The sequence below is a fragment of the Psychrobacter sp. TWR1-1-1 genome, from assembly GCF_049895865.1.
Lineage (GTDB): Bacteria > Pseudomonadota > Gammaproteobacteria > Pseudomonadales > Moraxellaceae > Psychrobacter > Psychrobacter immobilis_A.
The window spans coordinates 1-26,032 of record NZ_JAFCTE010000007.1 but is presented as its reverse complement, the minus strand read 5'-3'; the positions used below and the strand labels follow the sequence as shown (position 1 = coordinate 26,032).

Annotated in this window: 20 protein-coding genes; 3 read left to right on the top strand and 17 right to left on the bottom strand. The window is 42.5% G+C overall.

The window, feature by feature from the left end:
- Positions 1 to 17: 17 nt before the first annotated feature.
- The 3 genes from ACP69U_RS08405 to epmB all read right to left on the bottom strand — a co-directional run bounded on the left by ACP69U_RS08405 (position 18) and on the right by epmB (position 5,470).
- Positions 18 to 2,105 carry an EAL domain-containing protein gene (locus ACP69U_RS08405; RefSeq protein WP_426138279.1) on the bottom strand — a complete coding sequence of 696 codons (2,088 nt, stop codon included), beginning with the start codon at positions 2,103 to 2,105 and terminating at the stop codon, positions 18 to 20.
- A gap of 361 nt (positions 2,106 to 2,466) precedes the next feature.
- On the bottom strand, positions 2,467 to 4,242 hold the full coding sequence (locus ACP69U_RS08400; RefSeq protein ID WP_426138278.1) for a hypothetical protein: 1,776 nt from the start codon (positions 4,240 to 4,242) through the stop codon (positions 2,467 to 2,469).
- 220 nt (positions 4,243 to 4,462) lie between these two features.
- Complete coding sequence (gene epmB / locus ACP69U_RS08395; protein ID WP_426138277.1) at positions 4,463 to 5,470, bottom strand: EF-P beta-lysylation protein EpmB; 1,008 nt, start codon at positions 5,468 to 5,470, stop codon at positions 4,463 to 4,465.
- 167 nt (positions 5,471 to 5,637) lie between these two features.
- On the opposite strand from epmB, the gene efp reads away from it, so the two are divergent.
- Positions 5,638 to 6,213, top strand: a complete 576-nt coding sequence (gene efp, locus ACP69U_RS08390) for an elongation factor P (RefSeq protein WP_045444336.1) — start codon at positions 5,638 to 5,640, stop codon at positions 6,211 to 6,213.
- Between the two features lie 306 nt (positions 6,214 to 6,519).
- On the opposite strand, the gene ACP69U_RS08385 is transcribed toward efp, so the two are convergent.
- From ACP69U_RS08385 to ACP69U_RS08320, 14 genes are all read right to left on the bottom strand, one after another.
- Complete coding sequence (locus ACP69U_RS08385) at positions 6,520 to 8,337, bottom strand: ATP-binding protein (protein WP_426138276.1); 1,818 nt, start codon at positions 8,335 to 8,337, stop codon at positions 6,520 to 6,522.
- A gap of 21 nt (positions 8,338 to 8,358) precedes the next feature.
- Complete coding sequence (locus tag ACP69U_RS08380) at positions 8,359 to 9,210, bottom strand: tRNA threonylcarbamoyladenosine dehydratase (RefSeq protein WP_426138348.1); 852 nt, start codon at positions 9,208 to 9,210, stop codon at positions 8,359 to 8,361.
- Positions 9,211 to 9,375: 165 nt separating this feature from the next.
- Positions 9,376 to 10,365: a TatD family hydrolase gene (locus ACP69U_RS08375; protein WP_426138275.1), complete on the bottom strand. Its 990-nt coding sequence runs from the start codon at positions 10,363 to 10,365 to the stop codon at positions 9,376 to 9,378.
- 188 nt (positions 10,366 to 10,553) lie between these two features.
- On the bottom strand, positions 10,554 to 10,742 hold the full coding sequence (locus tag ACP69U_RS08370; protein WP_201554633.1) for a hypothetical protein: 189 nt from the start codon (positions 10,740 to 10,742) through the stop codon (positions 10,554 to 10,556).
- 237 nt (positions 10,743 to 10,979) lie between these two features.
- Positions 10,980 to 13,226 (bottom strand): type II secretion system secretin GspD, encoded by a 2,247-nt coding sequence (gene gspD, locus ACP69U_RS08365; protein ID WP_372814885.1) that lies wholly within the window; start codon positions 13,224 to 13,226, stop codon positions 10,980 to 10,982.
- Positions 13,227 to 13,412: 186 nt separating this feature from the next.
- The gene (locus ACP69U_RS08360; protein ID WP_238035544.1) at positions 13,413 to 14,309 is read right to left on the bottom strand and encodes a type II secretion system protein N; all 897 of its coding nucleotides are present in this window, start codon (positions 14,307 to 14,309) and stop codon (positions 13,413 to 13,415) included.
- Entirely contained in the window at positions 14,310 to 15,137 is an 828-nt protein-coding gene (gene gspN / locus ACP69U_RS08355; protein WP_426138274.1) for a type II secretion system protein N, read from the bottom strand. It lies immediately after the preceding gene.
- Between the two features lie 346 nt (positions 15,138 to 15,483).
- On the bottom strand, positions 15,484 to 15,807 hold the full coding sequence (locus ACP69U_RS08350) for an H-NS family nucleoid-associated regulatory protein (protein WP_045453321.1): 324 nt from the start codon (positions 15,805 to 15,807) through the stop codon (positions 15,484 to 15,486).
- Between the two features lie 432 nt (positions 15,808 to 16,239).
- Positions 16,240 to 16,677, bottom strand: coding sequence for a BLUF domain-containing protein (locus ACP69U_RS08345; protein ID WP_201561037.1), 438 nt, complete (start codon positions 16,675 to 16,677; stop codon positions 16,240 to 16,242).
- A gap of 62 nt (positions 16,678 to 16,739) precedes the next feature.
- Positions 16,740 to 17,258, bottom strand: a complete 519-nt coding sequence (locus ACP69U_RS08340; protein ID WP_227676075.1) for a BLUF domain-containing protein — start codon at positions 17,256 to 17,258, stop codon at positions 16,740 to 16,742.
- 114 nt (positions 17,259 to 17,372) lie between these two features.
- The gene (locus ACP69U_RS08335) at positions 17,373 to 17,984 is read right to left on the bottom strand and encodes a hypothetical protein (protein WP_426138273.1); all 612 of its coding nucleotides are present in this window, start codon (positions 17,982 to 17,984) and stop codon (positions 17,373 to 17,375) included.
- A gap of 702 nt (positions 17,985 to 18,686) precedes the next feature.
- Positions 18,687 to 19,310 (bottom strand): single-stranded DNA-binding protein, encoded by a 624-nt coding sequence (gene ssb / locus ACP69U_RS08330; RefSeq protein WP_201581943.1) that lies wholly within the window; start codon positions 19,308 to 19,310, stop codon positions 18,687 to 18,689.
- A 264-nt stretch (positions 19,311 to 19,574) separates the two neighbouring features.
- A complete protein-coding gene (locus ACP69U_RS08325; protein ID WP_426138272.1) occupies positions 19,575 to 20,174 on the bottom strand; it encodes a DUF3833 domain-containing protein in 600 nt (199 codons plus the stop codon).
- A 136-nt stretch (positions 20,175 to 20,310) separates the two neighbouring features.
- Entirely contained in the window at positions 20,311 to 21,675 is a 1,365-nt protein-coding gene (locus tag ACP69U_RS08320) for an MFS transporter (RefSeq protein ID WP_426138271.1), read from the bottom strand.
- A gap of 708 nt (positions 21,676 to 22,383) precedes the next feature.
- On the opposite strand from ACP69U_RS08320, the gene uvrA reads away from it, so the two are divergent.
- Positions 22,384 to 25,290, top strand: a complete 2,907-nt coding sequence (gene uvrA / locus ACP69U_RS08315; RefSeq protein WP_426138270.1) for an excinuclease ABC subunit UvrA — start codon at positions 22,384 to 22,386, stop codon at positions 25,288 to 25,290.
- A gap of 245 nt (positions 25,291 to 25,535) precedes the next feature.
- Positions 25,536 to 25,991, top strand: coding sequence for a hypothetical protein (locus tag ACP69U_RS08310; protein WP_426138269.1), 456 nt, complete (start codon positions 25,536 to 25,538; stop codon positions 25,989 to 25,991).
- Positions 25,992 to 26,032 lie beyond the last annotated feature (41 nt).

Genomic DNA, 26,032 nt, shown 5'->3' with positions numbered 1-26,032 from the left:
ACGCACTCTAAATGTCTTTAGGTCGCAACCTTTATCGTACTGCTGGGTTCTTCTAAATAATAGCCTTGTAAATAGCGCGCGCCCACGCTCCAAGCAACGGACATGGTCGCCGCATCTTCAATATAAGGCATCAATACGTCCACATTGACTTCATTAGTACGCATGATAAGTGATTTAACAGTTTCTAAATTGTCTGCCGAATCGATACCATCCACATAGCTACGTGCTAAACGCACCATATCTGGCTGCACAAAACTGACAATCTCTATGGATTTGGCAGAAGAACCGAAGTTATTGATACCCATCTGACAGCTGACTTGATTAAGGGCAGCAAACTGAGTTTTCGCCACTGTGAGATGGTCTGCGACGTCCTTTTCGTTGAACTGCAAGGTTAGCACACCAGCTGCACCGCCCACCGCTTTTATAAGCTGACTGGCGACGCTAGGCAGTTTTTTGTCTATCAATGAGGCACTAGTCAATTGCACTAGCAATCTAGCTTCAGGATGTGTTTTACGTACCTCATTGACTTTTTTACAGGCATTGATGAGCACCCAACGATCTATTTTTTCGAGCAATTTATGCGTCTTGGCGACTGCCATAAATTGATCAGGTGTCAATATCGTGTTGTCCGCATCCGCCAATGGTAACTGCAGATATACTTCAAAAAAGTCGCTTCGATCATTGTTAATATCATATATTGGCTGGAACGATAACTCAAAACGGCTATTGGCAATGGCATCGATTAAAGACTCAGCAAGTGCATGATCATCACTATTGGCATGCTCGCTTGGGTCATATAAATGATAGGTGCCGCCATGATTAGAGGTTTCTATCATAATCTGATTAATGGCATCTATCGCGCGTTCAAGCAGTATACTTGGCTCTGCGGTATTGGTCTCGATTTTGACAATACCAATACTGACAGTAGTACTGGTCGTACGCTTATCTACTTCAATGAGCATATCACCGATACGTGAACCAATATGCTCAGCCAGTTTTTCAAGCTCTGTGGTGGTCTTATCCTCGACCAGTATGGTAAAAGCAGTATCACTAAAACGACTCACATGTCCGTCTGATATCAGCTCATCTAATGCATAGGCGACTTGCTTGACGGTCGCATCCACCCCTTGCAAACCTAGACTGCTTCTTATTTTACCAACATTATCGAGTTGAATATATAAAAGCCCAGCCGTTAGTACACCTTGACGTGCTTGCTGGTACATGATTGCCATTTGTTCTTCAAAGCCACGGCGATTATTGATTCCTGTCAGGTTGTCTTTGCATTCAGCGGCTGCCAAACGCTTGGCAACTTCCGCACTGTTACTATGGTTTTGTTGGATAATAACCTGCGTAACCGGCTCGCCATCCAAGGTCGCTGCTGCCAATTGTAGCTTTGCTTCAAAAGTACTGCCATCCATCCGCTTACTTTCAAAATTGAACTCGACTTCTTGGCGGCTACCTTTATCAAATTGACGTAAGAACTGTTTGAAACCCTTAACGTTATCACCGCCTGCAATTAGGTCAACGACAGGCACGCCTATGGCATCATTCATCGACTCAAAACCAAAAAGCTGAAGATAAGGATCATTGGCAAAAATATGGATACCCTGATCAATATAGGCGACCGCACTTTTAGAGTTTTTAATCAAGACGTTGGCGCGTTGTTCTGCTTCAGAGAGTACATGTCGCAACATTTTAAGCTCACGGCGGCTGCGTAAATTATCATGCTGTAGGCAAATAGACATCACTACTGCCATCTCTTGGTCTACTTTGAGAGATTTGACCATCGTGCCGCTAATAATATCAGGTAGCCCCTCATCATTATTGGCGGATGCTGCCATCTTTTCATTGAATAGGCAGATCATAGGCAGATCAATACTTTGTTCTTGAACGACGCCCACTACATCGGTAAAACTCATATCATAAGCATTGCCAAACACCAAGACATCCCACGGTTGTCGGAGTGACTTTAATAGCTCTTCTTTATCGTCTAAAAACCCTAAATTGATGGTGTCATAATAGCAACCTAGTAAGTGCACAAGGCGCTCAGCGTAGAGCTGATCGTCATCAATGACTAATAGGTTTAAGACGGACTGAGTACGCATAAGAAGCCTTTTGAATCTTGTGATCTTATTTTTGTGTTTTAGTTTTGACACCCTACACCTTTTCTAAGCATTAACCTAGCAAGGAAAATACTATCAGGAATAGGCTTAGCAATTTTTATTAGATTGGCATCGTTTTCCGAATCAAAGTGACATATTGGTAAACCAAAAGCATTGTCTAAACGAGAGTAATAATATCCATCATTATAGACAATAATATGACTGCTTGCAGACTAACTTATCATCATTATTCGGTACAGTTATTCACTGTCATTATTGAATAAAAAAATTTGATGAAGTAACATTTAAGCCAGTATTTATTGGCGTTACTATCTGGCGACTTTTTTATAACCACTCAAATAAACTACAGCTGTACCACTTCATACTGACTGAATTCATCAGTAATCAGCAATCTCTGTCCCAAACGCAAAGGGGTTTGTTTGCTATTAATACGCATAATCACTCTATCATCGGTCTGGAAGTAAGAAGTCGGTACAATCAGAGTACCAGTGGTTTGTAGCCGCTCATCTCTACCAAGGATAAATGCTGGCACAAAATGGCGACTACGTGTTTCTCCACCTTCTAAACGCAATCCACAAGCCACTAGCTGATGTCCGAGTACTTGCCACTCGATCTCTGGATTTTTGCTATCATAATTAAGCCAGCGCGCCACGCCCATCGACCAATCAGGCGGCGAGATTGTATCAGATCGACAGACTAAAAAGAGGCTCATCATCTGTAATGCTGGCGGTGCAGTCGTCGCAGAATCATTATTATCAGCCACTACGTTAAGACTATCTTTATCAACATTGTCTTTATCAACACTGTCTTTATGAAAGCTGTCTTCATTTAAAGCATCTATTTTCGGTGATAATCGCAAGGTACGAAATAGTGACAAATCATCATTACTATCAAAGGTTTCGCTGGTTAATACGTGGCTGCTGTCTTGTTTTTTATTCACAGTATCATAACGAGGCCGCTGCTCATCTGGTAGCTCTTTCATCGCTATCAAACTGGTAAAGCTATGTGAATGGCTAACCCGATAATGAATATTATTAAAGCCCGTAATCAACACAGCGTCTTCTTTCGCACTATGTTTAGTCGCTAATGTGAGTGGCGGCTGTAGATAGCGGTAATTGAGCGTCATCGCTATCTTATTAAGCAAGTGACTTTCAACCCCTTCACCCCCTTCCTTGACTAAGGCCTGTTTGCGTAATTTAAGATACTCAACCAGCGGGGCAATTTCTATAAATAAACAGTGATAGCGATCGTCGTATGGGTTGATTGTAGAGCTGGCCGTCAGGTAAGTTGGCGGATTGTCACTTTGTAAATCAACGAACACGCGTGTCTCAGTGGTTGGCTCAATCGTCGCAACGATATGCTTAGCCCATTCAGGTAACAAACGTTGGACGAGCAGAATATTGGGACGACGCATGGCACGTACATTTAATAGACTGTATAAACAAATTTGGCAATACAACTGATGAACCGTCTTGGCACGCTGTACGCCTGCCGTAACACTCATATTAATCTCAGCCGCATGGTACTGATAAGCAAGGTAATACAGCTGATTGATTTTGTGCCATAAGTAAGATGAGGGTTTTTGATAGCACAGTGCTTCTTCGCCCAATAGCTTCTGGTACATCAGCAGCGTCTGGTAAATAGCAATGGCGAGTGTCGTTGATGAAGACTTATCACCATTAAAATAGCGCTGCCAGCCATTACTTGCAGCATATTTTCGCTGATTATTGAGCAATGAAGTTTTATGACGTATCACTCTGTCATAGACCATAATCATTGAATAATATAGCGACTTTATTTGAGCCACATAACCCATTTGAATGTCACTAAGCGCACCTGTCTCATAAATATAAGACTGTCGCAAAGTGGCAATTAACTGGTCTGAGGCGTCTATCACCGTCGCCATAAGGGTAAGACGTTGCGAATCATCGATATTGGCCACACGTAGTACCGTAAGTATTTTTGCTAATTGTTCAGCTTGCTGTGCTTGCGTTTGCGAAGGTAACGCTGCCAACAACTTTAGCAAATAACCTTCTTGGCCATTAGCGGATCGCTTAGAAACTAGTGGCAATGCCTCTGTAGAAGATAGGTGCTCTTGAAATGTCGATAAAGTTATCATCAGTATTCCTAGTAACCTTGAGTAACTTGGCAGGAGGCAAATATTCAACCATGCCGTATGCAACAACACAAGATAAAAGATACAAATCAGCAGCAACCATCGAAATCGACAGCACCCATTTTTAGTAACGATTAAGTTCTATAGCATCATCTAACCGCACGCCCATCTTCTAAAAACCACGCTTTGTTCACTAATTTTTCAATATACCATAGTGCCTATATTAACGATCATTGTAAATATCAATCGGTACTTTGAAAGGTTTATTTGGTAGCTCTCTGACCAGCTTGGGTACCAAGTAACCAGGGAGTACTGCCAACAATGACCAATACAGCTCAATTGCAAAGCGTTCATCATTATCGAAATGTGCGGCACCAGCAACTTTGTCTAATACATGCAGATAATAAGGCAACACACCAGCGGAAAATAAACGCTGACTTAATTGTGTTTGAACAGCAACGCTATCATTGATGCCTTTTAATAGCACCGCTTGATTCAATAAAGTCATACCAGCCGCTCGAGCACGTTGCAGATGCTCTGCTGTTAAGGCATCGATTTCATTGGCATGATTACAGTGAATTACCATCACAATATGACAGCGACTTTGAGACAGTCTGGTCAATAACGCATCATCCAAACGCGCTGGTATGACCAGCGGCAAGCGTGTATGTAAGCGAATAGTGGTCAATTGCGGGAGTGACTCTAAAGTATCTAGCCAAGCAAACAATCGTCTATTTGTCACATTCAGTGGATCACCGCCACTCAAAATCACCTCATTAATCTCAGGGTGTGCGGTAATGTAATCAATGATATTTTCTTTGGCATCAGCCGTCGGCATATTGGCACTATAGTCAAAATGCTGACGGAAACAGTAACGACAATGAATGGCACAAGCACCTGTCACGGTCAATAATACTCTGGATTGGTACTTATGCAGCATACCCTTGACTGGGTTTTGCGTATTCTCGCTCAAGGGATCCGCCACATAGCCCGTTACCTTGATTTGCTCGCGCTGATCAGGCAATACTTGTCTCAGTAAAGGATCATTGCTATCGCCGATACTCATTTTTGCCACAAATCCACGTGGTACGCGCAGCTCAAAATGCCTAGGCACATAAACCTCTGCCCGCAATGATTCTAGCTTTAGGATGCTTAACAGCTCATCGATAGACGTAATGGCCTCGGATAATTGCGTTTGCCAGTTTTTTTGTGTGATTAAATGGTTTATCATGACAACCTAATACCTGTGCCCAAAAGTCGCTATTATACGCGCTTAGTGCGTAGCCTATCAAAGCATACGACCTATCCTTTAAACACTTAGCGTAATAAGCGATTTTAACGCAGCAAGCTATTCATTCCCTTATCTACCACTCTATTTATAACCCCTAGGAGTTTCTTGTGGCAAGTTTTTCTACTAATGAATTTAAAGCTGGTCTAAAAGTCATGCTCGATGGCAACCCTTGTGCCATTCTTGAAAACGAGTTTGTCAAACCAGGTAAAGGTCAAGCCTTTAACCGTGTTAAATTGCGCAACCTTCGTAGTGGTAAAGTATTGGAACAAACCTTTAAGTCAGGCGATAGCTTAGAAGCTGCTGATGTCATGGATACTGAAATGAACTATCTATATAACGATGGTGAGTTTTGGCATTTCATGCACCCTGAAAGTTTTGAGCAGATTCAAGCGGACAAAACAGCGATGGGCGATTCAATAAAGTGGCTAAAAGAAAACAGCAATGCACTATGTACCATCACTTTATTCAACGGTACTCCTCTTTCAGTAACACCGCCTAACTTCGTTGAGTTGCAAATCACTGAAACAGATCCTGGTGTGCGTGGTGATACTTCAGGTGGTGGCGGCAAACCTGCCAAGTTAGAGACAGGTGCTGTCGTCCGTGTGCCATTGTTTGTACAACAAGAAGAAGTCGTACGTGTTGATACTCGCACAGGTGACTATCAAACTCGCGTTAGCCAATAGTATGTAAAAGTCATAGCGCTCGACATAATAGGACTTATATAATAGAACTTAACAGTTAGCCTCTAGCTGTTATTCCACAAAAAAGCTGAACCACTGATAAAGCGGTTCAGCTTTTTTTATTTATGAATATTGTCTTTAATACTGTCTCTGTAGTTAATTTGATTGAAAAGCATTCCAAAACAACCGAGTAAAAATTCATATGGAGTATGTCAAACAAGGTCAGCGCTGTGGTTTTTTATAGTGGATGAACTGTCGCTATTGATGACAGCGATGATAAATAACCTTCTATAGATATCTACCAAACCACTACTCTGCTGATGAGTGTTTCTGTATCAGCCAATATTGTACCAATGCATTCAACTGCTCTTGTTTGAAAGGCTTGGTACAGTAATCTTGCATCCCAACTTTTAAATACTTTTCACGCTCACCATCCATTGCATTGGCGGTCAACGCAATAATAGGTGGTAATGATTGAGGATCATAGAGTTCATGCAATTTAATAGTGGCCTGCACGCCATCTAAAATAGGCATGTGATGGTCCATTAAAATGACATCATAACGCTCAGGTGAGAGCGCAAAAATTTCAATAGCCTGCTGCCCATCAGTGACATGCGTGACCGTATGACCACTATTATTCAGGGCTTTTTTAGCGATAATGGCATTGACGGTATCGTCTTCAACCAACAATATATGACCAGCACGCTCATGGGTCGGCTCAATCATCGTAAAGTCATTTGAATCTTGCCACATCTCATACTGGTTTTCGTCAATAGTCGGTAGCGGCAATAAAACACTGAACGTAGTGCCCACACCCACTTCGCTATCCACATCGATATAACCGCCCATCAAATCAACCAAAGACTTACAAACCGAGAGTCCTAGACCTGTGCCACCATAAAGACGGTGGGTGAATTTGTTTGCTTGGTCATAAGCATCAAATATCGCATCCAATGACTCAGCTTTGATACCGACGCCTGTATCTGTGACTTCAATGCATAGGGTCATGACTTCATGATAGATGGTATTACTGATAGCTTCTTGAGCCGTTATTTTGCTGAGATCACTTGCTGAAATGCCTTGAGCGCGATATTGGTCAGCGCTGTCGTCGTCAAAACCATCACAATGACAATTGGGTACATGTTTGACATCAATAGTGACTCGCCCGCCCTCACGAGTGAATTTAATCGCATTATTAACAAGGTTTGCTAAAATTTGTTTGAGGCGTACCGGATCGCCTTGTACATAGGGCGATAATGACTCGGTATAATGGTAGTCTAAAATGAGCCCTCGCTGACGTGCTTTAACAGCAAAGAGGCTGACCACCTCATTACATAATGCAGATAAGTTAACAGGAATAGAATCAATGGTCATTTTCCCAGATTCTACTTTCGATAAATCTAAAATCCCGTTAATGATCGCCATCAAATGCTCATTGGAAACTTTGATATTATCCACGTATTCTTGTTGTTCACTGCTAAGTTTGGTCTCACCGAGCATCTCCACCATACCAATAATACCATTCATTGGGGTACGGATTTCATGACTCATATTGGCCAAAAAGTCTGATTTCATCTCATTGGCATGTTTGGCATCACGCTGCTTATCCTGTAACTGCAAGGCATCTGCCGCCATCATCGCAAATTGAGCCAACACCTTTGCTTTTTGCTCATCAAAGTCATGATTGGGCTTCATATCCATCACACACAGCGAGCCCAAACGATAGCTTTTATTGTCCTCATGCAAGATAATTGGCGCACCAGCATAAAACTGTAGGTATGGCGATTCTGTCACTAAGGGATTGTGGCTAAAGCGACTGTCTTTGGTTAAGTCCGGTACTACAAAGACGTCGTTAGAAAGCACGGTATAATTGCAAATAGCCACTTCACGCGTCGTGCGGCAAACACCGCCCAGTCCTTGAATAGATTTTAGATACTGTGTTTCTTCGTCCATGAAAGTGATGGTCACGACTGGTACATCAAAAAATAGCTTTGCCAGATCAATTAGACGCTTAAATGCAGGCTCATCATTGTCATTGAGCACCTGATACTTTCTAAGCTTATTGATGCGTTCTACTTCATCTGCCGCCACTGGGTAGCTGTGTTTAGGTGCGTTAAATATAGACAAGATAGACTCCATTAAATAAGATCAGACGCTCGGCTTGATGCCCGCCTGTTTTATTAATAATTGTAATGCTTCACTCACCATAATCATCGCAACCACCGATGTGACCACTACTGCTGAGCCGTAACCACCACACTGCAAACCGCCTGTCTGACAACTCTTATCTACACGTGGTGGCTCTGTAGAGTAGACACATTTGATCCCGAACTTTTCTTTTAGTGTACTATTAATGCCTTTTTCGTGGCGCAGCTTATTGCGTAATTTAGCAAGTAAAGGATCTTGGTAACTGTCACGCAAGTCACTCACCCTAATCTGACTAGGGTCTATCTTGCCACCTGCGCCGCCTGCACAAACCAGTTTTAATTTATTAAAACGACAGTGTAGCGCGATGGCAAGCTTGGCATTCATATCATCTACGCAGTCCAAAATAACCATAGGTCTGCCTTGAGCAACAGCGGCTTTTGCTTCATCGCGACTTGGCAATAAAGTGGCGACGTTTTCTACAGTTAAAAAATCATCGATCAAGTTTAGCGTTACTTTGGGATTAATTTCACGAATACGGGTGGCCATCGCTGCAATTTTACTCTCACCAAAGGTGCTGTCTAGTGCAGGCAACTGCCGATTGACATTGGACGCAACCAATACGTCCAAATCAATCAACGTAATAGTGCCCACTGCCGTTCTTGCCAAAGCCTCAGCTGCCCAAGAACCAACGCCTCCAACGCCAATAACGTATACATGCGCATCGGCAAAAGTAGTGACAGCTGCCGTACCATAAAGAGTGCGCGTACCTTGAAAACGGCGTTCATATTGCACATTGTCTTCGCTAAGCTTTTCTGTCTTTGTAACGTCTTCGGTGCCAATGGATTCTGTCATTGTTTGCTCAAATGGTTGTATTTCACTCATAACAGATTAAATGCTCTTTTAAATTATTTTGGTGGCGCTTATATTACGTCAATTTCTTTATTCACGGCTATCTCATTCACTATCATATCAATGGCTAGCCATATAATAAACCGTCATTGACTAAAATCTGTGGCACTACGATAACGGATAATCCCATTTTGTTTGCAAAGCACTGCAACTGTTGTGCCACAATTGCTTAGCAAGACTGGCGGGTGGTACATTAAGCAACTCACTCAAGCTTAGCAATACCCATGGCAAGTTGGCAGGTACATTTCTATTATGTACGGCTGTACTCCTCCGTTCACTGTCTGAGTCTTGATTTGGCACTGATGAATCATGGTCAGATATTTGACACATGATAGGCGTCATATCAGGGCAATCCGTTTCTATCACCAAACATTCAACACCATAGCTATCAACCGCTGCTTGAATGGCGCGGCGCAGTTTCTTAGCATTGGGATTAGTGATTTGACCGGTAACCCCAAGCTTAAATCCTAACTTAACAAATGCTTTGGCTTCTTGCGTCCCACCACTAAAACTATGCGCGATACCGCCAAGTTTGTGTGCATCGTAGTCATGCGCTTTTAGTATGGCCAATGCTTCTGCATGGGCTTTACGAATATGCAGCATCACTGGCAGCTGATGAGTCACCGCCATATCCAATTGTGCCTTAAAAAATCGTACTTGTTTGGCAAATATGTCAGGCGCTTTCATCGCCTCAGTAAAGGTGTCTAAACCAATCTCGCCGATTGCTAATGGGCGTTTATCAGCAATCCTTTTTGCCATAGCGATTAAATGATCGTCAGTATGTTGTTTAATATAAAAAGGATGCAAACCAACCGCAACATGGCTACTAAAATTTGACACTTTTTGTCTATCGACATTGGCTGTCGTAGGTAATGACAGCGTATTTAACAGGCGCTCAGTCTCATACATCCGCTCAAAATGCTGATATAGATAGCCGACTAATACCAGATGGCGTACTCCCTGAGTATGAGCCTGCTGCGTCAGTATTTCTCTATCATCATCAAATATTGGGGCATCAAAATGAGTATGCGTATCAATGAGAGGATAAATAGTAGGTAAGGGCTGTTTGATCATCTTAGGTGAAGCGATAGGGGTCATTGATAGACTCCAAAATTAATAGTTTTCAGCGAGACGTTCCGTGATTTGTCATTCAATAGACATTATTTGTCATTTTGTAGCAATAACCACGTCAATGAACACTTTAGGATGGCAACTTTATTTAAAATGATTTCGACAGTTAGAAAAATACTCATCAACAAAAGAGCTTTTGATAAATAAAGAGACCTTCAACACGCCCTATTAGTATCATCATGATTGGCTTTTGCATTGTGCTCATCTGAGTGCTCATCTGATACATTGTGCTCATCTAACGGTCTGGTATTAGCTTGTCGACTGCTACGCCGAGGAATCACTAATAAGGCGGTGGCAGCGACTGCTAATAAAAACCACTTTTTAGCATTTGTATGACTTGTCATTGCTTTCACCCCTACCTTTATATCATTATCTGCTATATTTATCAGCAAGTGTTCATACTTACTACTCAATTACTCATTAGTATACTGCGATATAAAAACTGCTATGTTTATCTGTGTTATGAATACGCAAGCTAATGTACGGCGTAGTTTATTTATTACACCGTGTCTCTACATGCTATAAGAATAGGAGGCGAGCGCTTTATTAACCTATCATTAATAAAGCGCTTTTTTGAGTGCTTAACGGTTTAAAGGGTAAGTTGTCATACCATTATTAGGACTGTCTACTTTGGTAAAACCTTGAGACTGAGACTTTGGTGTCTGATCGCGCTTAGGAACAAGGGGATTGAGCGGCATCAACTCATAATCTACACTAACATCGCCATTCCAACCTTCCGTACCGCTCAATGGCAGCTGTTTAATGGTACCGTTTTTATCAATGACCAATTGTAGGACGCGCATTTGGTTAAATTTGCGCTCGGTGACACTGGCGACTGCCCTGCCATCACGTAGGATGGTTGGCTGTAAAAATATGATTAAGTTGCTTTTTTGCGTCGTGTCATTGTCAGAGCGGAACAGTCGACCAATGACTGGCACATTACCCAAGCCAGGGACTTTTTGTTGGCGCGTGGTGCTGTTTTCACGCATCAAGCCACCAAGAGCAATGGTCTGCTGATCATCAGCCAGAATCGTCGTATTGATGAGGCTTTTATTGGTCACCAAACCAGTAGCATTTCCAGTGCTACCAGGCACGACGGATGAGACTTCTTGTGAGACTTCCAAGCGTACGGTGCCATTGTCGCCAATATGAGGAATGACATTTAGATTGATACCAATATCCTGACGATCAATGGTTTGAAAGGGGTTGCTAGAATCGTTGCCACTGGTGGTAAAGGAACCTGTCACAAAAGGCACGTTTTGACCCACTAAAATACTGGCTTTTTCATTGTCCAATGTCAAAATTGATGGCATAGACAGAAGATTGGCACTGGTAGAAGAATCAAGCGCTTGCAAGATAGCCCCATAAAACTGGGTATTTCCCTGACTGTCTTTGCTGCTATCACCAATACCAATCAAAGCACCAGCTATCGAGCCTGCTGCTGCACTGATACTGGCGGCACCGCCACCTAACGCGGCGGCAGCAAGTGCTGTAGCACTCGCGCCTACGTTATTGAAGTTTACGACTCCGTAGCCGCTATTGGCATTGCCAAGCGCCCATTGCACACCAAGCTGGGTCGCATCATCACCTGACACTTCTACAATAGCCGCTTGAATCAATACTTGCGCGCGGCGACTGTCCAACTGATTGACCGCATCTTCAATCTCAAACATCAGCTCAGGTGCTGCATTAACGATAACGGCATTTTGGGTTTCATCAGCGATAATACTAAAAGGTCGCCCGCCAACACCTGTACCAGTACTACTCGAATTGGCACCAGAGGTAGCTGAGGTCGACGCATTGTTAGTCGTGTTAGTGCTAGACTCATTAGTCAAGGTAGCACCCGTGCTACTGGAATCGTTCAATGATGCAGACTCTAACGAGGACGTTGCTCCAGCGCTATTAATAGATTGATTGGCGAGCAATCCGCGTAGCATATCTGCAATATGACCTGCACTGGCGTATTTTAATCGAAAGACGCGCAGACCACTCAAACGCCTTGTAGGCGTGGTGTCCAATTGATTGACCATCTCTTTGACTTTAGCAATCATCTCCGGACTGCCTTTCACCAACAATCTATCACTAGAGGTGTCAGCGATGACTTTAAGCTGGTTATTACCACCTTGTGCTTGCCCGCTACCAGCGCTTGCAACCAAGGCGCTAATCAATTCCATCATACGTTCAGCATCGACGTGACGTAGTGGTATCACTTGCAAACTGTCATTGACGTTGCTATCTAAATCGCGGATAAGCGACGTCAGCTGATTAAGACTATCTGCACGATCGGACAATACCAAGGCATTGACACCAGGCACGGCAGCGGCATGAGCTGATTGGGGCATAAGCGGACGGATGACACCCAGCACTTCTGCGGCTTGGGTATTGGTTAAATAAATAACACGAGTAGCTAACGCCTCACCAACACTGTCACCGCGTAAATCAACTGCCACGCCAGATTGTTTGGCGACATTATCTGGCACCAATTTAATGGTCGTTCCCGAGTCAATCGCTGCAATACCGTTGACTTGCATCACACTCAAAAACAGCTGATAGATTTCGTCACGGGACAAGGCTTTGTTAGAAATCACCGTCACATTGCCATTGATACGCGGATCAAGGACAAAGTTTTGGTCAGTGATGGTTGCCACCTCATTAATAAAGGCTTTGATATCGGCATCTTGTAAGTTGACTTTCCAGCTCTCAGCACTCGCAAGACCTGTACTGGCAGCCCATAATGGTACGGCGAGGCAAAGAGGACGACACAGGCGCATCAGGCGCTGCAAAACATGGTACAGAGGCGTGACTGAAAAATTATGAAAACTTACCATATTGATGATTACCTACAGTGATGTCGCTTAGTATGTACTGGATTTATTGTGTGCTAAGGTGCTCAATGATTGCTTTGCTCACTTAATATTCTGCCCACAATGGCATTATTTAAGTGGCACTATCTAAATACTTGTTTACTTAAAACTTGTTTACTTAAAGTAAGAGCTCTCACCCATTTATTGCGCTTAAAACTGCTGACGAATGGTAATGACTTGATCGCCGCGTTGTACCTCTATTTGCGCCTCACCTGATTGCTGTACCTGTTGTAGCACACTAGCATCTTGGGCAGGATTACTACCCACGCTTTGACCATTAACCGTTAGCACTTTATCACCTGGCTCAAGCCCTAGACGATTACGCAGCTTTGCTGGCATTGCAGGTGTTACTTGATAGCTTTCCCCTGCTGCCATAACCCCCATCCTACTCAAATAACTGGCGGGGTTTTCTTGCAATTCTGTGACCGCTTCATCGATAGCAGATTGCGGGCTACTGTCACTGCCTGTCGCAGCGGACTCTTCCTCAGTATTTTGTGTAGGCTGAGGGGCGTTAGGCAACATGCTGTTCTCTGGCAAGCGCTGATTACTCACGGCACCTGCGATCATGTCACTTTGGTCTAACGGCATCGCGGCTGGCATGCTAATGACGGTTTGCTTGTCACTGGCATCAGCGATGACAACCGAATTCCAGTCGACAGCGACAAGGGTATAGCCACTGTCTTTTAGCGCATCACCGATTCGATAATTTTTCACTTCACCATTGACATCCAGTAGTGCCGAGGACATGCTCTCTGGCATTGCTAACAGAACGCCTTTTAGATTGACATTGGGCGGTGGCTGCACTGCTGCTGCAATAGGATCAGGGTCTGCAAAAATAGCAAATAATCCACTATAGTCCTTGCCAGATGCCGATGTGTTTTGCAAAGCTGCTGGTGGCAACATCGGTGCCAATGGTGCTGCGAGCAACAACCATAGTAACCGAGCCGCTGTCCAACATAACCAAGCAACAGCCAATAACAATACCCAACCTGAGAATCGATTAAGGGTGTTAAGCACAGGTTTTAAAGTTGTAGAAACATTCATCATCTAGCGTGTCCCCAGCCCATTTAGCAGCGGCTGACGCACACTGACGACTGGGGTATCTTGGGGTGCTTGCCCTTTATACTCAGGCATACTTTCTAATAAACGCTGCGTCAAACTGACATCCAACATATTATCGCCATCGATATATAAGTCGCCCAAGCGCTTATCTTGATTGTTTAATAAATTGATATGAAGCAGGTTTTTATTGTTTTTTTGCTCGGCACTTAACTCAGCACGCATCGCAGGCATGGTCAGATAAAAAACCTTGCCACCACTAGGATAGCCTATCTCACCGCCGACCCATGTCAGCTGACCATCGGCTTGAGTAAAACCAGATGGATTTTTTGTTGAAGCGTTTTCTGCGGCAGTACTTGAGCCAGACTGACGGCTGAGCGAAACGTTATTGACCTGAATCGGTGTATTGGGCAATTGCCAATCAACCAAACTTGCCAACGTCTCAGGTGCTATCTTGCCGCTCATATTATCCACTTGCCATGAGTTGCTGCCTATTTTCACTTGTCCATTGAGGCGGGTTTGTGCTGAATTGATATAGACCTCTGCACTTATCTTACCCAATAACAAATGCCATGGCTGCCACGACCATTCTGCCGTACCTGTGAGCGGTGTCGCTGCTAAAGGCATCTGCCAGATAACGGAGCCTTGCCATAAATTACCCGACACATGCTGTACATAAGGCGTTTCGGGAGCATACTTTTCAAGCAGCCACGCCGCTGGCATTTGCAACACAGCAAATAATGCAAATAATACAAACCCAACCAGCCACCACAGCTTACGAGGGCGCTTATGAGACGACGCAGATACTTGGGGCACGGTTGCATAACTCTTATATAAGACAAAAACGTCATTATCATAACAAACAATGGCATACAGATGACAGAAAAAAAGCCAGTATCTTTTTACCAACATAATGGCAATAAAGATACTGGCTTTTATCAGCTTCTAAGACGAAAGGACTATCACGATCAAACGCTATCATTGCACACAAATCATAAGAAACAAGCCCAATGATCAGAGTAGATGTAACATGGCGCTTTTTTAAAACAGGACTTATTTAAACAAGCTCTTATTTAGACGAGCGCTTATTTTAAATAGCCTTTAATAAAAATTGTACCTTGCTAAATCTAAACCGACATCATCCTGTTAGCCACTACACTATCTAGATAGCAAAATCTTCGATACTACGACCTGCTGCTAGCGCTTCAACCAACCACGTTGGCTTGCGACCACGACCAGTCCACGTTTCTTCGTTGTTGTCAGTATTGCGATACTTGATGCTGCGTTTTTTCTCTAGCGTTTCACCAGCTTTTAGAATCTCTTCGATAGAGGCATTGCTATCTTCTGCAATTTTCTCAAACTGCATATAAGCGTCATACAAACGCTGATGTTGTTTTTTGGCAATAAGCTGCTGGGCATTTTCAGTGATGGCACGTAGCTCATCAACGTTCAGGTTTTCTAAATCAATGGCGGTATTTTTGCTCATAATAAATCCAACTGTAAGATAAAAAATATAACCTTAATAGATATTATTCACTATTAAGAACTAAGAATGACGTATTCATCATTAAATACAACGATGAATGTCAAAAATCGATATTTTTTGAACCAAATAAAATATTGTTAGCCACAATAGCTAATGGCGTAGATAATATAAACAAAAAACCTTGCTATCACAACAGTAGATTATTATATCTACTATAGCAAAGGTCAGTGAATAGTAAAATCGGGTAAATGAAAAACCATTATTTATTTAATAGTTATTCACAAACAGTTATTAATTTTAAGATAAAACCAGTCTCTATAAACAATGTCCTAAAAACGATTGAACGAATAACTCAGCAAACATAAATCCATTAAAAATAGCAACTAATTGTTTCCATATATATACTTACCGATTAGTTAAAAGCGCTATTGATTAATCATGCTGATCACTAAGCTCATTCATCAAATTATAGGCTGCTTCGGCGCTCAATAAATAGGGATTAAAATCAATCGTTGTCGAATATTTTAAATAAATCGCCGCATTTTTTTCAGTCGGTGAAGCATAATTCATGGACCATTTAGACCATGCTCGATGCTTTAACTCACGTGTTTCAATAACCTGTAAGTCATGATGACGCGGATCAGCAATTAAACTATATAACAGACGATTGATCTGTGCTCTTGGCCCTTCAACGGTTTGCAAAAAATAATCTTTATTAAACGTCAGCATACCAGTGATGCCATTGGCGGCATTATTTACTTGTGCTTGCTGCAAGATTTCGTTGAAGTCGTTGGCCGATACATCTGGGTTGGCACGGCTAGCGTATGTCATGCTCATCAAAATGTGTGCATCTTCCATTGCTGATGTCATATCTTATCTCTTTTAAAATGTCATGGGTGTGATGGTTCTTAGCTTTTATACACGTCAGTCAATTAGCCAATAGAAAACCATGGTTTCTTCTTTTTGGCGGCGCTCACGGCTTCTTGCTCTTGAAGGTCTGATAACGTCTCAATCAACATCATGATTTGATTGGTGTTCATCAAATAAGGATTAAACTGAGTACCTGTCGAAAATTTAAGCGCAAGTCCTTTGTTTTCATCGCTCGGAATCAAATACTTCATTGACCATTTACTCCAATGGCGCAGCTCTACTTCACGGCATTCGATGACTTGTAAGCCATGATGCCGATTATCTTTAACCAATTTTCTGAGCAATTCATTGATGACGGGTCTCGCCCCTTCAATACTTTGCAAAAAATAATTGTGATTGAACACCAAAGCACCCGTAATACCATTGCGCTCATTATTTTGCTGAGCTTGTGTCAGGATGCGCGTTACTTCACCTTTAGGATTGTCGGTGTTATAACGGCTAATGTAAGTTAAACGTAAAATAATATGCTCGCCATGATGCATTTTTAGGCGATTTAATTCTGAAAGCTCAGCTGATTCCACAAAACACTCCAATTAGTTTGCTAAATTTTTCACCCATCACCACCCAGCTACTGTCTTTTATAACCGAGTATTTGTGGTATAAGTCATTTTTTTATAACATAAGTCGCGTATATATTAACGTTGAATTTTTTTGATAAAATCATTCATGCCGCGTGATAAATTACTGCTACTGGTGCTCTGTATTTCTTTGACCAAGCTCAATAATTGCGAGCTATCCGCGCATTGTTCTAAACTCAACAAGTAACCCCAAGCTTCTACTGGTGGTGCGTTTTTTTCAATATAGTTAGCCAACTCTGACTTTATCGTTTCGTAGCTCGCACCAGACAACCTAGCCTTGAAAATACTACTGATTGATTTCTTGCCTAATGCTGCCATTTTATTGAGACTTTTATCATTAAAGGTGCGATCAAACTCTGTCTCAATATTTCTTTCAGACAACGATGCTTGAGACTGGTAAGCCGTCGGTGATTGCGGCGCAGTGGATGTTTGGGAGGTAGCATTATCAGCGCCCACTACCTCTACACACTCAAGCCCTAACAGCAACTCAAATAGTGGTGCAACACCGCCAAAATCAGCAAACATCTTGCTACGGTCAAGCGTATCAAGATAGCTTTGATACGTGCGTTTGCCATCGATCATAATGAGCAATGTTCTCGCTTCACGCGGCAATATGCCGAGACTCTGAGATTTAATCTCTTCTCTGCCCAAATCAGTTTTTTGAAACACATCACCATCTTTCATTCTTTGTACTCAGCACTAGCAGTAATGTTGGGCACTCTTATAGTCAATTGATTATAAAAGCGTGACAGCTTTAACCTTTCACATTGAACCAACCCTATAGTAAGCGGTCGACCAGATGAATTTTTATTATTTCAGCCATTGAACAGTCAAATTTTGACTTTTTATTGGTTAATAAGAATCACTTTAAATGAAAGCCCCACATTTAATATTGTTTGAATTATTGATTCGAGTGGATTATATCAACCCATTTAATGAACCGTTAGCACTAATTAAATCCAATAGAACAGACGGTCTATATAGGATATGAAAGGTAGTTTTCATAAATTTCAATATAAAATTTGATAAGATAATGAGAATAAAAAAATCGATAAAATCAATGAAGCAGGTTACTGTTTATCCGCTTTATCTTCTTACTAAATCGTTTACCAACCAATAATTAATTTTCTATTCTTTCAAATAACTATCAGGTTACAACTATAAAAACCAACAAACGTTTTACTTTTTTAGCGAGATAATATAGCAATTGATAAAGTCTATCTTTCTAAACGCGCTCACTTTCATACGACCTTTATGGGCACTATAGAAAATTTATTTTTTAAATTATTTATCACTAGGCATAAAAAAACCCTGCAATTGCAGGGCCTTCTATAGATTACTCTTTACATATAAGTCTTATCATCATCAGATTTAGAACGGAATATCATCATCGACAGGACCGTCAGGCATTGCTGTTGGCTTTGACTGTGCAGGCTTTTGCGCAGGTTGATTGAACTGATTCTGCTGAGCAGGTGCGCTTTGATTGTTAAAGCTGTTTTGACCACCTTGAGCAGCTGACTGGTTGTAACCGCCTTGCTGTGCTGGCTGATTGTTTGCTTGCTGACCAAAGTTGTTTTGACTGTTTTGGCCACCTTGATTGCCATAGCCACCACCTTGACCCTGATTTTGACCGCCAAAGCTATTATCACTTTGACCACCAGTCGCACCATCTAGCATTTGCATTTGCTCAGCGCGAATCTCAGTAATATAACGGTCTTGACCATTGGGATCTTGATATTTACGGGTACGCAAACTGCCTTCGATATAAACTTTACTGCCTTTACGCAAATACTGCGCGGCGATTTCACCCAAACGATTAAATAGAGAAATACGATGCCATTCCGTCGCTTCTCTTTTTTCGCCACTTTGCTTGTCGGTCCACTGCTCTGACGTTGCAACCGAGATATTGGTCACGCTACCGCCGTTATTAAATTGACGTGCCTCAGGGTCTGCTCCAAGGTTACCGATGATGATAACTTTATTAACTCCGCGCATGATACCGTCCTTTTACTTATGAATAATTTTATGAATCGCTTTAATGACTGTGCAGCTAAGCGCATTCATTAATGATTTTACTGTAATCAATTTTTATTGGAATATCTACAAGCTATTTATTAAAGACGACAATCTATGTCGTTTAGATATATATTATAATTTTTGGGTTTAAAAAACCATGATATTGCTATTTTGCCATTTTATTAAGCGAATTAATACTATTACCAGTTACTGACTTATCAACTCACTCTGCCCTTTATAAACTTATTTAGAATCATTGCTCTCGTTATTGCGATGCATACTCAAGGTGACGCTACCCAGCTCTACGCCAAATTTTTTCATGACTGAGCGATTGAGCATGACGTTTTTATCGACCAGATACATCCAGTCATCAAAATTCACTTTGTAGGTTTTATCCTCAACGGGTAGCTCTAACAAGTAATTCCAATGCAAGGTATTGCCAACCACTTTCCCTGTTGCCTCGCCAATGACATCGCCTGCTGTTCCTTTCCAGCTACCATCAGCTTGTTTGGTCAATCGCCATATACGCTGTGATTTTGACCCATCTGCCCATGCGAACTTCTCATCTAAAACGATGACATTATCGCCTTCGTGAGTGGCATCAATATCGACGTAAAAGCGTTTTTTAACCTCGCCATTGCGACCTTGAAACATGCCCCAACCATCGATTTGACCTGAGAAGAACTCATGCATATCGAGCGTGGGCGTGCTGTTCTGATAGGCTTGGATATTTTGTGTGGCACAGCCTGAGAGTAGTAACATGGCTGATAGACCAAGACCTATCGAAAATTTAGCCACTGCTCGAAGCGCAACACCGTGCGATAGCACTTTAAACTTACTCATATTAATTCCTTTTAAATAGAGATAAAGATTTAGCGTTCACTTATTAATAATGGCTGTCTATCTAGTCGTTGTCTACTCAGTTTTCGCCTATTCAACCTTACCTCTACTCGCCTAAGTACGTTGTTTATACCCTTTGTTAAATATCTAGTGGACTCTGTGCCAAACTCGATAACTGCATGCGCGAGTCATCTGTCAATTGTGTCTTGTCTAACTTTAAATAAGCGACTTGCTCTTTCGCCATCACGACCAGCTCATCCACGCCATCTACCGCCAGCATTTGCCGTGACCAGTCTTGGATATTAATGTCTTTAGGGATGGTCACCGTGGTACTCGATAAGTATGGCGGCTGAGAAATAGGAATGATAATGAGTAGTGCCACGCCCATAATGACGGCTAAAATTCCCCACGCCAGCAAATTCGGCTGACTTAATAACAAACCACCCATCGCACCACCGACAAACGCACCAAAGAACTGGCTGGATGAGTTAAGCCCCATCGCAGTGGCTTTGTTGGCGACTGGGGCGCGCTTAGATATCCATGAGGGAATCGTTGCCTCAAGTAAGTTAAAGCCCATAAAGTACAATAACAGACCTAATATAATACCAATGCCAACCTGACTGCCAATAGCCAATATCGCTAAAGCAGCGGTCATTAACGCAATCGCGCCTAAGAATACTTGACGCATTTTGCGTTTCTTTTCGGCAATGATAATAAAAGGAATGGCGACGGCAAAACCAATAAATAACAGCGGCAAATAAACCAAGCCTTGCTGACGTACCGACAGCCCCATCACTTCATTAAGCTGATGCGGCAATATCACAAATATCGCCGTCATGGTTAGATGCAGAGCAAAGATACCGATATGTAAACGGTTTAAATCGCCGATTTTGAGGACGGTCGCTAATTGCTGACCAATAGTTTTATTGTCTAAATTGTGTTTAAGCACTCGTAGCGGTGTCGGCACAAACAACAATAACAGCATCGCCAAAACAGCAAAGCCTGAGGTCAACCAAAATAAACCAGAGATACCCAGCGAGCCAACCAATAACGGACCAAAGGCAAAAGCGAGCATGATAGAAGTCGCAATGGTCAAGCCCATCGTCGCCATCGCTTTGGTACGCATTTCTTCGCGCGTTACATCAGCCAATAATGCCATCAATACCGCTGAAACCGCGCCACTACCTGCCAGCGCCCGACCAATGATAACCTCGTAAATATCAGTCGCATTTGCCGCAATGATACCGCCGAGAGCAAATAAGATCAGCCCTAAAAAGATAATCGGCTTACGCGGGAACTTGTCAGCAGCCAAACTCATGGGTATCTGAAATATCGCCTGCCCTAGCCCATAAATACCGACGGCTAAGCCAATCAAAAACGGCGTCGCGTGCGCATAATTGTCACCATATACAGAAAACACAGGCACAATCATAAACAGACCAATCATCCGCAAAGCAAATATACCACCGACCCCGAGGATTGCCCGTTTTTCTACGCTATTCATACTTGCCTCACTGGTTCGTCATTGCTGATTTATCACTACTGCGCTGCTTGTACTATTGTGATGCTATCAAGACTTTAGCTACAAATTAAGCCCACTAGTATAAGACATTCGCCGTTTGCGTGCCGAGACTTTTGTCTTATGAGTGCAGCCTCCTATACCTTCTCAACCCAAGCCATTCATATTACGCGATTATTTTGTTACCAACTGCATCGGATGCGCAATCACACCTTGAATAATGCGGTCGCCATGACAATAAAGTAAGGCGTCATAAACATTATTACTCGTCAGCTAGAGCAATCGCTTAGATGACAAACTCCTCTATAAAATGACATTTTGGTCAAAACCATGACAAAAGATGACTACTACTTAACATTGATTTGATTTAGATTTGCTTAGTCATACGAAAACCAATCACCTTAAAGGCTGTAGAATAAGAAAACAGCAAAATGAACGCCAAGCAGCATACTGCTCAGCAATTATAAAAATTAAAACAGTAAATTAGGCATCTATAGCTCTCACTTCATCAACGTATGAACACTTTATAAAAATATTATTTATAACAAAATCTTTGATAATAAAACTATTTATAACAACATTATAAATTTACAGAATATTCACGTTTTTAACCAACCATTCTATTGATCTATATTTAACTTTTAATTTGAGATATTTTCAATCCCCTTTTAGCAAATAGGAAACCTAACACCGATGGCACACGAGTATATTAAGGTTCGCGGCGCACGCACTCATAATCTAAAAAATATCGATTTAGACATTCCACGAGATAAGTTTGTGGTCATTACGGGTTTATCAGGCTCTGGTAAATCGTCATTGGCATTCGATACGCTGTATGCCGAAGGGCAACGTCGTTATGTCGAAAGCTTATCGGCCTATGCACGTCAATTCCTCTCACAAATGGAGAAACCTGACGTCGATAGTATCGAGGGCTTATCCCCTGCGATTGCTATCGAGCAAAAATCGACCAACCATAACCCGCGCTCAACTGTGGGGACGATTACCGAAATTTATGACTATCTGCGCCTACTTTATGCGCGTATCGGTACGCCCTTTTGCCCTGAGCATGGCGAGCCAATGGTCGCGCAGTCAGTCACTGAAATGGTCGATCAAGTCATGGCGTTGCCAGATGACACCAAAATCATGATCTTAGCTCCAGTGATTCGTGAGCGTAAAGGCGAGCATACGGTCTTACTTGAGCAACTAATTGGTCAAGGCTTTGTGCGCGTACGTGTCGACGGCGATGTTTACGATACCGATGAGCTACCAACCCTAGATAAGAAGAAAAAGCATACCATTGAAGTCGTCGTTGATCGCTTTAAAGTCCGTGACGACTTAGGTAACCGCGTCGCAGAGAGCTTAGAGACGGCGCTACGCTTGGGTCAAGGTTTAGTGACGTTACACTTTATGGATGGCAATCCAAAAGAAGGCGGCGACGAAAACCAAGTGATGTCAGCCAAGCATTCATGCCCTGTCTGTGATCGTGCCGTACCTGAGCTTGAACCGCGTATGTTCAGTTTTAACAACCCATACGGCGCGTGCCCAAGCTGTGATGGTCTTGGCAAACGTCAGTATTTTTCGGCTGAGAAACTCATTACCCATCATGAAAAATCGCTCAATCAAGGCGCGATCAATGGTTGGGACAAACGTCATGCCTACTATTTTGGCCTGCTTAGCACTGTCTGTAATCATTTCAAAATCGATATGGATGCACCGTGGCAAGATCTGACCAAAGCGCAACAAGACCTGATTATGCAAGGCTCTGGTAAAGAAAAGCTAACCTTTAATTTCACTGATGAGCGCGGTCGTAAAACCAATAAGACCGTGCCATTTGAAGGCGTATTGCCTTATTTAGAACGTCGCTATGCCAAAACGCAAAGCAATCTCGTGCGTGACGAGCTAGCCAAATATCTGGCTGATACCACTTGTAATGTCTGTGATGGCGCGCGACTCAATGAAATTTCACGTAACGTCCGTGTCGAAGATCACACCATCGCCGAAATCGTCAAGCTGTCTATCGGTGACGCAGCTGACTATTATAAAACGCTAAAAATTGGCGGTCATAAAGGCGAAGTCGCGGAAAAAATCTTTAAAGAGATTAACGAGCGCTTAAACTTCCTTGTCAGTGTCGGTCTTGATTATCTATCCCTTGCTCGCTCTGCTGAAACGCTATCGGGCGGAGAAGCGCAGCGTATTCGTCTTGCCAGCCAAATTGGCGCAGGTCTGATGGGCGTGATGTATGTCCTTGATGAGCCATCCATTGGTCTGCATCAACGTGACAATGATCGTCTGCTAAAAACTCTAACGCGCTTACGTGATTTGGGTAATACCGTACTGGTCGTTGAGCATGATGAAGATGCCATTCGCCAAGCAGATCATGTGATTGATATCGGTATCGGTGCAGGTGTACATGGCGGTCATATTATCGCTCAGGGCACGGTCGATGACATCATGGCAAACAAAGAATCGCTGACTGGACAATATATGTCTGGTAAGAAGAGAATCGAGATTCCAGCCATTCGTCATAAAGCCAAAACGATCGATATGGAAGTCAAAGGTAAAGCCAAACCCAAACAAGTTCCGATGACGATTGAGCTAAAAGGTGCCTCAGGTAATAACTTGGATGATGTAGATTTGACCATTCCCATTGGTATTATGACTTGTGTGACTGGTGTCTCAGGTTCGGGAAAATCAACGTTGATTAACCGTACCCTTATGCCATTGGCAGCGACGCAATTGAATAATGCCTCAACGCTCATCGCGGATAAGCATGACAGCATCAGCGGTCTTGAGCATCTGGACAAAATGGTTGACATCGATCAAAGCCCAATTGGGCGTACGCCGCGCTCAAACCCAGCGACTTATACGGGTGTGTTTACCCCTGTGCGTGAGATGTTTGCCCAAACTCAAGAAGCGCGTGCTCGTGGTTATAAGCCGGGCCGCTTTAGTTTCAACGTCAAAGGCGGACGCTGTGAGATGTGCCAAGGTGATGGTCTTATAAAGGTTGAGATGCATTTCTTACCTGATATGTATGTGCCATGTGATACCTGTGAAGGTAAGCGCTATAACCGCGAGACCTTAGAGATTCACTATAAAGGTAAAAATATTGCCGATGTCCTAGATATGACCGTCGAAGATGCCACTGAATTCTTCTCAGCCATTCCAGCGATTTATCGTCGTCTGCAAGCTTTGATGGATGTTGGTCTTAGCTATATTCGTTTAGGTCAGTCTGCGCCAACGCTATCAGGCGGTGAAGCGCAACGTGTCAAACTGGCGCGTGAGCTTGCCAAACGCGATACGGGACAGACGCTCTATATCTTGGATGAGCCAACCACTGGTTTGCATTTCCATGATATCGATAAACTGCTGCATATCTTGCATGCCCTACGCGATAAAGGTAATACTATTGTGGTCATCGAGCATAACTTGGACGTCATCAAAACCGCCGATTGGGTGATTGATCTGGGCCCTGAAGGCGGTAAAGGTGGCGGACTGATTATTGCGGAAGGTACGCCTGAACAAGTGGCTGAAGTCAAAGAGTCCTACACGGGTATATTCTTAAAGCCGATGCTTGAGCAAGGCATGAAAGAAGTCAGCTAATACACGCTAGTAAATGATTAATAAAAGGCTACTCTTTAGGGAGTGGCCTTTTTGTTGGTGGTGATATATAAAATAGACTTTAAAAACTCTATTTTAAAAAGTATAAAATCTTGACATTTGTTGCTCAAAAATTACTGATAAGTTATAATCTTTATCTTATTTACCAACAATTTAAACAACTTTGTAGTACTTACCCTTGCAGAAATGTGCTGATGATATTACACATGAAGATAAAGTAGAAAAAAATGGCTTTAATTAACTGTCCTGAATGTTCTAAAAGAATTAGTGATCAAAGTACTGCTTGTCCTAGTTGTGGTTTCCCTACTCCTTCAGAACAGATAGATAACAATAATTTGCTAGCAAGCAGTCGTCAAAGACAAAAGAATAGTGGCTGTTCTGGCGCAACTATCTTCCTAATCATTATTATAGTTCTTATCGGCTTTTGGCTTGTAAGTGCTTATGATGGCTATACAGAAAAAGCAAGACAATATGATGAAGAGCAGTCAGAACCTGATAAAGAATCACCACAAGTCCAAGAATCAGTATTTAATTCTCCATTAACACAGATACCAATGTTACTTTCTGGTTCAGGTGAAAATGGGCGCTATTTCCTCATCTCTCACTTTGAACCGCCCCGGGATTGTCGGAGACTCAACATTCTGAGAGAATATGACAATGAAAAGACAAACCTACACTCCTGAGATTAAAGAACGCGCCGTTCGCATGCTGATTGAAGCGTCGA